Raw genomic sequence first — 13,016 nt, 5'->3', positions numbered from 1 at the left:
AGGCGCTTATGTTCAATATCAGCGAAAAAACATCGATGCGCAGCCCCTGTTTTGCCACGGCCAGGGTATTTTTGCTGCTGTTTGTGTTGAGTATGAGTTTTAGTCTGGTGCTGCCCCCTGCTTCTGTAGATGCGGGCAATTACCACACGAAATTCATGGCTGACAAAGTGGTCCGGCTCTGGTTTCAACGCCATGACGGTGTCCAAGTTTATGAAATAGTAGAAAAATTGAATTATACAAATCGATTGATGCTCTGGCAAAACGTACGGGAACACCCTTATGTCGAAGAGATCATGGACGGTCTTCATAGCCCCCGTCAACGGATGCTTTATCAAGGATTGGCACAAACTTTTGCCGATTTGTTGCGATAAGAAGACATTCGTTGTTCGTTGCTATCAATGTATTGCGCAATATCTGAAATAGGCTAGTGTGCGTCTGCAATAGTGTTCTTTGCCGTACAAAAAGCCTTTTGACCCTGCGCTGCAGCAGGCAAGCGAAAGCAACAAAGAGAGGGAAAGGATGTCCAAGCACGATGAGAAGAAAGGCCAGATGGTTATAAAGTGCAAGAAAAAAGAGCAGGAACACCCTGCCCAGGGCAGTGAATTCCGCTGGCACGGGGGGCTGTATGAAGAAGACAGCCTGGAAGGCCTGAAAAAAGACGTCATCCGCCACATCGTCTCTACCTTGGGGAGCGACTACTCACGACCTTTACCGTATAACTATTACCAGGGGTTGGCTCTGGCCGTACGGGACAGGCTCATCGACCAATGGATCAAAACCCAGCGCTCGTACTATGATGAATCCGCCAAACGGGTATATTATCTTTCCCTGGAATATTTGCCTGGCAAGTCACTGATAAACAATCTGCATTGCCTGGGGCTTTACGATACTGCCGCCAAGGCCATGAAAGATTTCGGTCTGGAGCTTGAAGATCTGGCCGAAGTTGAATGGGACGCCGGCCTCGGTAACGGTGGCCTCGGACGCTTGGCATCGTGTTATCTGGATTCCATCGCGACATTGAACATACCTGGCTACGGTTACGGTATCCGTTACGACTATGGCATCTTTCATCAGGTCATAGATGAAAACGGCAACCAGGTGGAAAAGAGTGATAACTGGATGCGGACCGGGGACCCCTGGCAATTCCACCGCGGGCGTTTTCTCATCCCCGTAAAATTTTATGGCAAGGTGATAGAGTACAAAGACGAAGAAGGGCGGATACGCCACCAGTGGGTTGATGCTGACAAGGTCCTTGCCATGGCGTGTGATATGCTCGTTCCCGGCTATTGCAACGGGCGCGTCATAAATATGCGCCTTTGGGCAGCCCGCTCCGACCAGGAATTCAACCTGGATTTTTTCAACACTGGCGACTACATCGGCGCAGTGGGTGAAAAAGTAAAAGACGAAAACATCTCAAAAGTCCTTTACCCCAGCGAGCAAGCCCTGCAAGGGCGTGAGCTGCGCCTGAAACAGCAGTACTTTTTCGTGGCTGCCACCATTCAGGACATTTTGCGCCGTTACAAAAAGCGCAACGACACCTTTGACGCGCTGCCTGACAAAGTGGCCATCCAACTGAATGATACGCACCCTGCCATCGCCATCCCTGAATTGATGCGCATTCTTGTTGATGAAGAACTTGTGGACTGGGAAAGCGCCTGGGACGTCTGTTGCCGTACTTTTGCCTACACCAACCACACGATCCTTCCTGAAGCTCTGGAAACCTGGCCTGTTGAGCTCATCGGCAGGGTGCTTCCACGCCATTTGCAGATTATTTATGAAATAAACAGGCGCTTTATGGAAGAAATCGCGCGCCGGTTTCCCGGTGACAATGACAGACTTCGCCGTATGTCCATCATAGGAGAAGAAGGTCATAAACATGTGCGCATGGCCAACCTGGCCATTGTTGGCAGCCACTCGGTCAATGGTGTTTCCAGATTGCATTCGGATATTTTGAAGGCGCGTGTGTTCAAGGATTTTCACGAATGGCACCCCAAACTGCTGAACAACAAGACAAACGGTATTACTCCCCGACGCTGGTTGAAGCAGTGCAATCCTTTGCTTTCCGAGTTGCTGGACGAGCATGTGGGGCCGGAATGGGTGCGTAATCTCGACATGCTGGAGAAAATCGCCCCCTTGGCTAAAGACAAGAAGTTTCGCAAGCGCTGGGCTGCAATCAAGCTTGAGAACAAAAAGCGGCTGGCTGCTTATGTGATGCGCAAGGTTGATATTGAAATCGATGTCAACGCATTGTTTGACGTACACGTAAAGCGGATTCACGAATACAAGCGTCAACTGTTGAATGTCCTGCATGTCATCACGCTCTTCAACAGGCTGAAGGACAATCCGGACATGGACATGGTGTCCCGGACGGTTTTCTTTGGGGGGAAGGCCGCTCCAGGGTATTACATGGCCAAGCTGGTGATCCGACTGATCAATGCCGTAGCACGGTCCGTGAACAGTAGTCCGGAGGTTGCCGGCAGACTGCAGGTGATTTTTCTGCCCAATTACTGTGTTTCACAGGCAGAGCGCATCATCCCTGCCACTGACCTCTCGGAACAAATATCGACTGCTGGCATGGAGGCTTCCGGCACAGGCAACATGAAGTTCAGCTTGAACGGAGGCATCATCATCGGCACATTGGATGGCGCCAATATCGAGATGCGTGAACAGGTCGGTGAAGAAAACATGTTCATCTTCGGCCGTACAGCTGATGAACTGACCGCGCTGCGCTCTCGCGGATATAATCCCTGGGATCATTATCACAAGAATGCTGAACTGCGACGAGCCCTAGAAGACATCAGAAACAATGTGTTTTCACCGCAGACTCCGGGCCTTTTTACCCCTATTTATGATGCGTTGCTCAACCAGGGCGACCACTACTTCGTACTGGAGGATTATTCCAGCTACATTTCCTGTCAGGAAGAAGTATCACGCGTTTACGAGAATCAGGATGATTGGATAACCCGATCGATAATGAATACCGCACATATGGGGATGTTTTCGAGTGACAGGGCCGTCCTGGAGTACACAAACGAGATATGGAAGCAGAACCCCTTGTCTTTTTAGATGTCACAAGAACAGGGGTCTTTTCGTCTGAACGTAAAAAGCCGGGATCTTCCCGGCTTTTTACGTTTATAGCGTAGCTATTAAATACTATTTTGCTTCAGACTTTTCCTGCTGCTGAAAGAACATGCTGGCCCAGGCAATAGACTCATAGTAGGCCTGGGCGACATTCATGGGGTCAAGATGCATCTCGGTGATGATCCTGTTCAGGTTGTCCCAATCCGCAGTTTCAAAACAAATGGCCAGTTCCAGCCAGCGGCTGAAGTGGTTTGATTCGCCGCAGAGCGCTGCCTTGAACGCTTCTTCAAGTGGCAGATTGGCTACAATCTTTTTCATGGGCAGGGAGAGCATCGTGTCCAGAAGCGAAAAAAGACCAAGCAGGAAAAGGCTGTCCGGAGAGATGCGCTCTGCATCGCCATTTTGTGCAGCGAGTTGAAAAAATTTGCCTCTCTGTACCGACATGTAGGGAATTTCAGATGTCTTGTCACTGGGAGTCATGTCCCGCAGCACGGCGACTCGCAGCCAGTTTTTAATCTGTTTCCACCCCAACAAGAGCAGGGCTTGTCTGATGGAGGTGATTTTTTCTCGCAGACCAATGGCAGGTGAATTGAGATAGGAGAGCAGGTTGTAGCTGATTCCCACATCTGACTGGATGGTGGTGGTCAGCTTATCAAAGTCTGGTTCTTCCTGTTCCATGAGGGCAAACAGGTTCAACCGTGATATCTGGGATGCGCTCAGTTTGCGGCCGACCATCATTTCCGGTTTTCGAAAGAAAAAACCTTGAAACAGGGGAAAACCAAGCTTTTGAGCCGTCTGATATTTTTCATGGTCTTCAATACGCTTTGCAATAAGCAAGGGGGACTTGGTATTGGTCTTCTGCACCAGCCTGTTCATATCTGCGACACTTTTGCCAAGGATGTCGATGATGAAAATATCAGCAAGATTGTAAATATCTTCACACCCGTCTTTGCCCTCATATCCGTCAATCGCTATGGTGTAGCCTTCTCTTTTGAGTTGTTGCAGGCACTCCAGATAGCCTGACTCCGTGGGAGAAGCCTCAGCGATTTCCACCACTGTATTCTCTGCCGGAAGAGCCTGGGGAACCTTATCGATAACGGACTTTTCTGAAAAATTTATCAGTAGCTTGCTTTTATTGGTAAAACTCATGCCCTGACAGGAAGCACATGCAGCTACGGCTATTGTTGCGCTTTCTTCATCTGAAAATATTGCAGCAGTCGCATCGCTCGAATGCCTGTATAATAGCTCATACCCCCAGATTTTCTGCTTGGTGTCGAAAATCGGTTGTCTCGCTATAAAAGTCGGAACGAAGAGACTGTCACTGGCCATGTTTTCCGGCATAGACATTTCCTAAAGGGATGATGGCGATTCCGAAGCGTTGGAACATTGCCCGAATGGCAAAAAAAATACAAAAAACACTTTTTTAATGTATATTACAACGCTCCTAAAAGAAGGGCAAGCCACTACCACTAAAACAGTAAAAAGTATTAATTCAGGCAAGGGAAGTTGCCAGCACATCTGCAAGCAGTACGACGTTTTCCTTTTCATCAGCCAAAAATGGATGAGAACGTCCTTGCAGGATCATGCATCCTTTGGGTTCTCCTGAAACAAGCAATGGTAAGTATAGCCAAAATCCTGCGATCTTGTTTTTTGGGGAATATCCAGTTGTAACCTCACCTGAAAAAGAATTTTTGATCATGCATTCTTTCCATGGGTGCGCATCGTCAGCAAAAAAGCCAATGTGTTCATTTGTGTGTTGTTCAAGGGGAAATACGATTACTTTTTCTGGTAGATTGTTATCCGAAAACAACCATACGGAACCATGAAAACAGTCCAAAAATTGCAGTGAGCTTGTTAAAACGTTTTTCGCCAATGAATTAAAGTCTAATTCTTTTGCCAGGTGGATGCATGTCTTGAGTAAAAGGGATGTCCTACTTCTAAAATTTTCTTGTTCTTTTCGAGACTCTACCAAAAGCTCGTGTTGCTCTGCCTGATGCATTTTATTCTGTGTAATATCATTTTTTAAATAAATAATTTTACTTCTTAAATCTTTACACTCAGAATCGTTGTCGTTTCTGATCTTTCGTGATTCTGTAAGTCGTTTCTGCATGGCTTTGCTGTCATTGCGTAAAACGGCGTATAAAGCCTGGCTTTCGATCATTTGTGCGCAGGATTGCAGCACTATGCTTAATAAATGCAAAGAGACGTTATCAGACTGAATCCAATCCGTTTCTGGTAAAGCTATAAATAATCCTCGGATACGAGAAGGTGTGGCAAGACTATGTAAGAGGACGTATTGTGGCGACTTTTTCCCCAGGGCCGTAATGGATGCCACATGGGGCCTGTTGTATTGCAGAACCCAGGCGACAGTTCCGTAGTCGACCAGCTTTTCAAAAGCCTGTAAGAATTTATTTTTGTATTCTTTTGGGGTGTAATAAGAAAGATTGAAATCTGCATCGTCCTCATTGACGAGATAAAATGCAGTGGCTTTGAAAGGGAGCAATGTTTCACAGCGGAACGCGGTTTCGCGCAAGATGGCTTCTGGTCCATCCAGCTGGTTCATGCTGGTGGGAAACGAACTTATGTTTGCTGCCAGTTCCAAAGCGTCTAAAGCACGGCGGCGCTCCTCCCGGAGAAGTTGCACGTCGTCCAGATCCGGGATCGGGCCTTTCATTTCACCTGTTTCCCTGCAGCACGATGCTTCTAAGGGCCTGCACCTGAGACCATGCAGGATCCATAGACAGACTGATGGCGGCAGGAGGAAGCTCCAAGGAACGCCAGGCTTTATGTTGGATGGCCGGGACTATGGAACAACTTCCTTCACATAAGGAGAAAGCAGTGGCCATGGATTCCGCCACATGGATGATTGCCGGTTCCATAACGGGCAACGCGTTTTGTGGTGTATGGTGATAGCGGACAGCATTGGTCAATGATTCAGGAAAATTCCATTTTGAGAGCAACGCCCCGCTGACCATGGCATGGTCGAACCCCAGAATCTCTCTCTCCACCTCGTGCAGGGGCAGTTTATTCTCCATGGCAAAGGAGATGGCGCTGCCTTCAGCTTCTGGTTCGAGCAAAAGCAAAACCAACTTGCCGATATCATGGAGTAAGCCGGCAACAAAGAAACGCTCAACCGACAGGCCGGCTTTTTGGCCGGCAAGGTTTCGCGCCAGAACGGCACAAGCGGTTGCGTGTTCCCAGAAAGCCCGCATGTCGTACAGTTCCGGATCGATATTTTGAAAAGATTCAATAGCGGAGATGCCAATTACCAGAGTACACAGTTCAGATGAACCCAGGAGGGCTACCGCGCGAAATACAGTCTCGATCTTACCGGGGAAACCGTAAAGGGCTGTTTATCAATTGCAGTAGCCGGGCTGTAAGCGCGGGGTCGGTGCTTACGACACGGGCCACATCTTCTACAGAACTGCTGGGGGTATGCAGTACTTCACAAATGCGAAAATAAATGTCGGGGAAGGTGGCCAATGGAGTTGTCTCTGCGATCAACTCCTCGATTTTTATTCTGCGTCTTGGTCTTGGCTTATACTGGGGGGCTGCAGAATTTAGCCTTGAAGGCCATGTGCAGGAGGGCACTGTTTCTTGCAAAGCGCTATTCTTTACGGAATAGAGCAGGGCAGCGCGATAAATCTCCTGCATGCATTCTTCTTCAAGTCCGGCCTGGAGAAAATGCGTTGTCAGGTACTCGTCACAGCGGCAAAATATCTTGGGATCGATATCAATGGCAGAAATGTCATTGACAGTGTCTTGTACCTCCGGGGATCCCGCCACATCGATGTCATTGATGCCCCAAATTTTGAATATGCGCAGGTGGCGGTCTTGTATAGCCGTTCCTTCAGGCAGTAAAAAGCGTCCTTGCCTGCTGTAAAGGTCGCTGGCCAGAACCAAGCCCGTTGTTACATTGGAAATCGGTATATATCCCAATTTTTTGCCTCTATTCTTCACCAGATAATGAATAAACAAATATAATTTTACGCAACTCCTTATCCAATTGCAAGAAGTGCGTGAAGAGAGTGCGTAAACGCACAATCGAAATCATTGACAATTCAAGGGGTGGAACGTCGTCTGAGGAAAAAGTTCTTGAGCATTGTACTACATTCTTCTTCCAATACACCGTGTTTGTACCAGAAACGATGGTTGAGAAAATCAAATCTATGCAGGTCCAGACGCGTGCTGATCGCACCTGTGCGTGGGTCGGAAGCTCCCCATACAACTCCCGACAAACGTGCGTGAACGAGCGCGCCGGCACACATCAGGCACGGCTCCAGGGTTACGGCCATGATACAGCCAGTGAGCCGATAATTCTCAACCGCTGCTGCAGCCTGACGCAGACAACGAATTTCCGCATGGGCAGTCGGGTCATGCGAAGAGACTGGAGCGTTGCATGCAGTGGCCAACAGGTCGCCATCCGGGGAAAGGATGATCGCCCCCACTGGTACTTCGCCGAGTCCGGCAGCGAGCTCAGCGGCTTCCAGGGCCTGGCGCATGGCTTGCTCCCATCCCCAGCCGCCAGGAAGTGTCTCCGGCGGCTTCGGCAAGGGGCGAGCCATTGCCTCAATGCTCCTCGAGATAACGGACGCCGTTTGCCAACAGCTCTGTGCCCAAACTGGAGGATTCACCTCTCGTCCATCTTGGGTGGTTGGTGGGGTGAGAAAACGCTTCAGGATGGGGCATCATCCCCAGAATGCGGCCGGAAGGGTCGGTAAGGCCGGCAATTCCATTGGGCGAACCATTGGGGTTGTAAGGATATTCCATTGTTGCCTTGTCGCCTTCCGCCGTGGTGTAGTTGAGGGCCACAAGCTGTTTGGCTTCAATGGTTTCTAGCAGGGAATCGTCCTGTAGCACCAGTTTTCCTTCGCCATGACGCACAGGCAGGTAAAGTCGGTCAATACCTTTTGTAAAAATACAGGGGCTTTCAGGATTGGCCATGAGGTGCACCCAGCGGTCCTCGAAGCGTGCGGAATCGTTGTTGCTCAAGGATACCTGGCGCTGAAAATAGTTGCCGTCCGTGGCTGGCAGCAGGCCAAGTTTGACCAGCAACTGAAAGCCATTACAGATGCCGAGGATGATGCCTCCGGCATTGAAAAACGTTTCAAGCTGATTTACCAGAGGTTCGCCATTGGCGGTTACTGCGTGCCTCCAGCGCAATGCGGCAGCCTGAGCAGCACCCAGATCGTCTCCATCCAAAAAACCACCAGGAAAGATCAAAAAATTATAATCCTCGAGTCTGGTGCGTCCGGCAACGAGATCAGAAAAGTAGACTACGTCTGCCACAGCTGCGCCCGCTTTTTTTGCAGCATGGGCTGATTCGACTTCGCAATTGGTGCCGTATCCGGTGATGACCAGGGTTTTTGCCTGGGCCATGGAGAGCCTCCAGAGAAATATGTCTAAAATGTTTCTTGACTTCGCCAGCCACATCGGGGAAACAGGAATTCCAGGACTGGGCGCAATGCATCGGAAACCTGTTGCATGCAAACGACTGGAAATGCTGCTATCCCGACGAATAGATAAAAATGATGACCATCTGTCGGTGGAGCCGGATAATAGAGGCCCCGGCCGCAGGCGTCAACACGATGAAGCGCTTCCGTCAAGGGGGGCGCGCGGATTCCGCGCCCCCCTTGTCTGTTTTTTTCAGAGCTCTTTCAAGGGAAAATTTGCATTCAGAAGTCTGGACCATGCCGCTTTACATCGTGCGGTGCCCATACTGGTTTTGTTTCGGGGACATATTATAACAAACCACAAGCCTTAATAAGGGACTGTGATGAAGACCAAATTTATTTTTGTGACAGGTGGCGTACTCTCTTCACTAGGAAAAGGACTGGCAGCGGCATCTTTGGGCGCGTTGCTGATAGCCAGAGGACTCAAAGTCACCATTCAAAAGCTCGACCCGTACATCAACGTAGACCCCGGAACCATGAACCCTTTTCAGCACGGTGAAGTCTTCGTCACAGAAGACGGCGCCGAGACAGATTTGGACCTTGGTCACTATGAGCGCTATCTGGACATCTACACAAGCCAACGCAACAACTACACCTCCGGCTCCATCTACAATTCCGTAATCAACAAAGAGCGCCGCGGTGATTACCTGGGCGGCACCGTGCAGGTCATTCCTCATGTCACCGATGAGATCAAGCAGGCTGTGCTCAGCCTTGGCAACGACGATCTGGATGTAGCCATCATCGAAATCGGCGGCACGGTAGGCGATATCGAAGGTCTGCCTTTTCTCGAGGCCATCAGGCAATTGCGCGGTGACCTGGGTAAGGAAAATATCCTTTACGTCCATTTAACCCTGGTGCCCTATATCAAGGCTGCAGGTGAGCTGAAAACCAAGCCCACCCAGCACAGTGTCAAGGAATTGCGCAGCATCGGTATCCAGCCAGACGTTATCCTCTGCCGTTGTGAAAAAGAATTGCCTTCCGACCTGAAGTCCAAGGTTGCGCTGTTTTGTAACGTGGACGAAGACGCTGTGTTCACTGCGGTGGATGTGAGCAATATCTATGAAGTCCCGCTCAAGTTGTACGAAGAAGGGCTTGACCAGAAGGTGGCTATTTTGCTCCGACTGCCAGCAAAGAATCCTCACCTGCAGCCTTGGCGTGACCTTGTCAGCCGCTTCAATAACCCCAAGGGACAGGTCAGCATTGGAATTGTGGGCAAATACGTGGATTTGAAAGAAGCTTATAAGAGTCTGCATGAAGCGCTGGTTCACGGTGGCGTTGCCAATGAAGTTTCTGTGAACCTGGTGTACGTTAACTCCGAAGAGATTAAAGACAGCAATGTGGATAAGAAGCTTGCCGGACTGAACGGCATCCTTGTGCCTGGAGGTTTCGGCAATCGCGGCATCGAAGGCAAGATCAGGGCCATTCAGTACGCCCGTGAAAACAAGATTCCTTTCTTTGGCATCTGCCTGGGTATGCAGTGTGCGGTCATAGAATTTGCACGGAATGTGGCAGATTTGGAGAACGCCAACTCAGAAGAATTTGACTGCAAGACCCCGCACAATGTTATCTACCTGATGAAAGAATGGTACGATTTCCGTACGAAAAAAGTTGAAAAGCGTGCTGAAGGTTGCGATATGGGTGGCACCATGCGGTTGGGCGCCTACCCCTGTGTGCTGCAGGCCGAGACCAAGGCGCACGAAGCCTATGGCCAGAAGCGCATCGACGAACGCCATCGCCACCGCTATGAATTTAATAAGAAATATGAGAACCAGCTTGCCGAAAAAGGACTTTTGATCAGTGGTCTTTCCCCTGATGAATCTTTGGTTGAAATAGTGGAATTGCCCGAGCACCCCTGGTTCTTGGGGTGTCAGTTTCATCCGGAGTTCAAATCGAACCCCATGCGCCCCCATCCGTTGTTTAGGGGATTCATTACGGCTGCCAAGCTGAACGCCACAAAAAAGGCCTGATAATGTCCGCAACACTTCTTGTCAGAAGCGAAGCCGAAGCGCTCCTTTCCCGCAGCAGGGAGGGGCGCTTCGTCATTGCCGGTCCGTGCGTGCTCGAAAGTCACGAACTCGCCATGGAAGTCGCCACCGAGCTTGCCGCCGTTGCTCATGAGCTTGGGGTTCTGGCAGTGTTCAAAAGCTCTTTTGACAAGGCCAACAGGACATCGAGCCAAGGGTTTCGTGGACCTGGAATGTCGCGTGGCATTGAGCAACTCGCTCGCATCAAAGAGGAAACGGGATTACCCGTGATTACGGACATCCATCTTCCCGAGCAAGCAACTCCAGTGGCCGAGGTGGCGGATGTGCTACAAATTCCGGCTTTTCTTTGCCGGCAAACCGACCTTTTGCTCGCTGCAGCCAAAACCGGCAGGGTGGTGAATATTAAGAAAGGGCAATTCCTTGCACCGTGGGATATGCGCCACGCCCTGGACAAAGTGTACGAGGGCGGCAATAATGCCGTTTGGCTTACTGAACGTGGCGCCAGCTTCGGCTATAACAATCTGGTGGTGGATTTCCGCTCCATAGCTGTCATGCGGCAATTCGGCGCTCCTGTGGTGTTTGATGCAACCCATTCGGTACAGTTGCCTGGGGGGCAAGGGAGTTCCTCAGGAGGGCAGCGTGAGTATGTGCCCTTGTTGGCGCGAGCTGCAGTTGCCGCAGGGTGTGACGGTGTTTTTCTTGAAACGCACCCGACACCTGACAAAGCTCTTTGTGATGGACCTAACAGTTGGCCCCTTGCCCGGCTGAAGACTTTGCTCCAAGAACTGACTGCCATCTGGAATGTGCCAAATGAGACGCTTTTCTGAAAAAACACAACGTATTAGCCGCAAAGCCCTGCAGCGTGCAAGAAACATAAGGATGCTTGTTCTTGATGTGGACGGCGTACTCACTGACGGGGGGCTGTATTACGATACTAACGGTAAAATTCAAAAGCGCTTTGACGTCCAGGATGGTTTGGGGATCAAGCTTGCGCAGGGCGCCGGTATTGAAGTCGCCCTTATTTCCGGACTGGATTCCCTTGCAGTGGAAACACGCGCACGGGAACTGGAAATCGTCGAGTATTTTGCTGGTCATGTGAAAAAGCGCGCCATTCTTGAAGATATTTCCCGTCGTCGGGAGATTGGCTTTGATGAAATGGCGTATCTTGGTGATGACTGGGTGGACATTACGCCGTTGAGTCTGGTGGGCCTTCCCATGGCCGTGGCCAACGCGCAGCCGGAACTGGCGCGCAAAGCGATATGGACCTCTTATGCTTCCGGCGGGCGTGGAGCTGTTCGCGAGGCTATACGTTTTTTGCTCTTGGCACAGGGAAAACTTCCTAAAATGCTTGAAGATTGGAGCTGATACGTGCGCAAGGCCGTTTTTATCGCACTACTGCTGCTTCTCATTGGCCTTGGCGGGCTGTGGTATTGGTGGGTGCAGAATCAAGCAGCCAAACATCTTGCCGAAACCGCCAAGCGTGTTGCCGACGTCGACCTGCAAGCGGACCTTGATGTTGATTTATCGTTGAAGGGCATTACCCTTTCCCAAGGGGAAAAGGGGGAGATGCACTGGCAATTGACAGCTAAAGAAGCCAATTACGTTCAAGAAGAGGGCATGGTCGAAGTCACCGATCCGATTATTAGCTATCGCATTGGAAAAAATGAAGAAATGCTCACTGTGGAGGCGCCTAAAGGCGCTATCCGCCAGCAAGAGCAGTGGGCCCGGCTTTGGCCGAAGGTGCACGCCACGTATGAGCAAAATGTCCTTTCCGCCGCAGAATTGATCTATGATGGCGAAAGCAGAACCATTTCTCTGACCGGGGGCGTGACACTGGCTGGTCCTCAATTTGTTTGCAAAGCGTCACAATTGCGTTATCAATTGCAGCAGGACATGATTGTTGTGGAAAAAGGCGTGGAAGCCACCGTGTACGTTGACGCTGACTTCCTCCCAGAGCAAGGAGAATCCGTAAAGTGAGTTGTGCCAAGCTGATACAGGGGGCCATCGCCTCCATGCTCATATCTCTGTGTTGCGTAACCTTTGCCATTGCGGCCACGGTTCCTGTGGACATCCAAGCCGACACAATGCGCTACAGCCCCTCCGGCAAGGAAGTAGTCTTTGAGGGGAATGTGCATGTCACACGCCAGGATGTCGCCATCAGAGCAGCAACCATCACCATCCACCTGTCGGGTAAGGCGGAGAGTGGTCCTGGTGTGGCAGCCATGGACCCGGGCGCCATTCAGAAAATCGTTGCGACAGGGGGCGTACGTATCGATTATCAGGGCAAGGTCGGCACATGCGCCACTGCGACCTATAACGTTCGCACGGGCATGCTGGTGATGGAAGGCAATCCAGCCCTTGAAGATGGCAAAAACCGTATCCAAGGGCTTGTCATCAAATTCAATCTTAAAGAAAATCGCAGCGAAGTCGTAGGCGGCAAAGGAACGCGTGTCAAAGCCACGTTCCAGGCCCCTGAAGACCTCAAAGCGCCCTAGCC

Annotated in this window: 11 protein-coding genes and 1 pseudogene; 7 read left to right on the top strand and 5 right to left on the bottom strand. The window is 50.4% G+C overall.

All coding sequences use genetic code 11. The features are described 5' to 3' along the window. Positions 1 to 8: 8 nt before the first annotated feature. Positions 9 to 371 carry a hypothetical protein gene (locus ACZ5EH_RS19080; RefSeq protein ID WP_464275464.1) on the top strand — a complete coding sequence of 121 codons (363 nt, stop codon included), beginning with the start codon at positions 9 to 11 and terminating at the stop codon, positions 369 to 371. 148 nt (positions 372 to 519) lie between these two features. Continuing rightward, positions 520 to 3,066 (top strand): glycogen/starch/alpha-glucan phosphorylase, encoded by a 2,547-nt coding sequence (locus ACZ5EH_RS19075; protein WP_464275463.1) that lies wholly within the window; start codon positions 520 to 522, stop codon positions 3,064 to 3,066. 87 nt (positions 3,067 to 3,153) lie between these two features. Here the strand turns inward: ACZ5EH_RS19075 and ACZ5EH_RS19070 are convergent, their stop codons facing one another. The 5 genes and pseudogenes from ACZ5EH_RS19070 to ACZ5EH_RS19050 all read right to left on the bottom strand — a co-directional run bounded on the left by ACZ5EH_RS19070 (position 3,154) and on the right by ACZ5EH_RS19050 (position 8,460). Further along, positions 3,154 to 4,422: an EAL and HDOD domain-containing protein gene (locus ACZ5EH_RS19070; protein ID WP_464275462.1), complete on the bottom strand. Its 1,269-nt coding sequence runs from the start codon at positions 4,420 to 4,422 to the stop codon at positions 3,154 to 3,156. Between the two features lie 151 nt (positions 4,423 to 4,573). Next, a complete protein-coding gene (locus ACZ5EH_RS19065; protein ID WP_464275461.1) occupies positions 4,574 to 5,755 on the bottom strand; it encodes a hypothetical protein in 1,182 nt (393 codons plus the stop codon). Position 5,756: 1 nt separating this feature from the next. Beyond that, positions 5,757 to 6,735: pseudogene (locus ACZ5EH_RS19060) on the bottom strand (HDOD domain-containing protein). Between the two features lie 407 nt (positions 6,736 to 7,142). Beyond that, a complete protein-coding gene (gene tadA / locus ACZ5EH_RS19055; protein ID WP_464275460.1) occupies positions 7,143 to 7,646 on the bottom strand; it encodes a tRNA adenosine(34) deaminase TadA in 504 nt (167 codons plus the stop codon). A gap of 4 nt (positions 7,647 to 7,650) precedes the next feature. After that, on the bottom strand, positions 7,651 to 8,460 hold the full coding sequence (locus ACZ5EH_RS19050; protein WP_464275459.1) for a phosphoribosylformylglycinamidine synthase subunit PurQ: 810 nt from the start codon (positions 8,458 to 8,460) through the stop codon (positions 7,651 to 7,653). A 397-nt stretch (positions 8,461 to 8,857) separates the two neighbouring features. On the opposite strand from ACZ5EH_RS19050, the gene ACZ5EH_RS19045 reads away from it, so the two are divergent. From ACZ5EH_RS19045 to ACZ5EH_RS19025, 5 genes are read left to right on the top strand one after another with little or no spacing between them, the layout of a single operon-like run. After that, positions 8,858 to 10,501, top strand: coding sequence for a CTP synthase (locus ACZ5EH_RS19045; RefSeq protein WP_464275458.1), 1,644 nt, complete (start codon positions 8,858 to 8,860; stop codon positions 10,499 to 10,501). A gap of 2 nt (positions 10,502 to 10,503) precedes the next feature. Further along, positions 10,504 to 11,346 carry a 3-deoxy-8-phosphooctulonate synthase gene (kdsA, locus tag ACZ5EH_RS19040; RefSeq protein ID WP_464275457.1) on the top strand — a complete coding sequence of 281 codons (843 nt, stop codon included), beginning with the start codon at positions 10,504 to 10,506 and terminating at the stop codon, positions 11,344 to 11,346. Between the two features lie 52 nt (positions 11,347 to 11,398). Further along, on the top strand, positions 11,399 to 11,884 hold the full coding sequence (locus ACZ5EH_RS19035) for a KdsC family phosphatase (RefSeq protein ID WP_464275456.1): 486 nt from the start codon (positions 11,399 to 11,401) through the stop codon (positions 11,882 to 11,884). Between the two features lie 3 nt (positions 11,885 to 11,887). Then, a complete protein-coding gene (gene lptC / locus ACZ5EH_RS19030) occupies positions 11,888 to 12,496 on the top strand; it encodes an LPS export ABC transporter periplasmic protein LptC (protein WP_464275455.1) in 609 nt (202 codons plus the stop codon). Beyond that, entirely contained in the window at positions 12,493 to 13,014 is a 522-nt protein-coding gene (locus ACZ5EH_RS19025; RefSeq protein ID WP_464275454.1) for an LptA/OstA family protein, read from the top strand. The genes lptC and ACZ5EH_RS19025 overlap by 4 nt, the downstream gene beginning before the upstream one ends. The last annotated feature ends 2 nt before the right edge of the window (positions 13,015 to 13,016 follow it).

The sequence above is a fragment of the Desulfovibrio biadhensis genome (genome assembly GCF_055388615.1).
This window is presented reverse-complemented; position numbering and strand designations above follow the sequence as displayed.

Bases quoted from the DNA above. Each gene is read 5' to 3' on its own strand.
- ACZ5EH_RS19080 (WP_464275464.1), top strand. From the start codon at position 9: ATGTTCAATATCAGCGAAAAAACATCGATGCGCAGCCCCTGTTTTGCC.
- ACZ5EH_RS19075 (WP_464275463.1), top strand. From the start codon at position 520: ATGTCCAAGCACGATGAGAAGAAAGGCCAGATGGTTATAAAGTGCAAG.
- ACZ5EH_RS19070 (WP_464275462.1), bottom strand. From the start codon at position 4,422: ATGCCGGAAAACATGGCCAGTGACAGTCTCTTCGTTCCGACTTTTATA.
- ACZ5EH_RS19065 (WP_464275461.1), bottom strand. From the start codon at position 5,755: ATGAAAGGCCCGATCCCGGATCTGGACGACGTGCAACTTCTCCGGGAG.
- tadA (WP_464275460.1), bottom strand. From the start codon at position 7,646: ATGGCTCGCCCCTTGCCGAAGCCGCCGGAGACACTTCCTGGCGGCTGG.
- ACZ5EH_RS19050 (WP_464275459.1), bottom strand. From the start codon at position 8,460: ATGGCCCAGGCAAAAACCCTGGTCATCACCGGATACGGCACCAATTGC.
- ACZ5EH_RS19045 (WP_464275458.1), top strand. From the start codon at position 8,858: ATGAAGACCAAATTTATTTTTGTGACAGGTGGCGTACTCTCTTCACTA.
- kdsA (WP_464275457.1), top strand. From the start codon at position 10,504: ATGTCCGCAACACTTCTTGTCAGAAGCGAAGCCGAAGCGCTCCTTTCC.
- ACZ5EH_RS19035 (WP_464275456.1), top strand. From the start codon at position 11,399: ATGCTTGTTCTTGATGTGGACGGCGTACTCACTGACGGGGGGCTGTAT.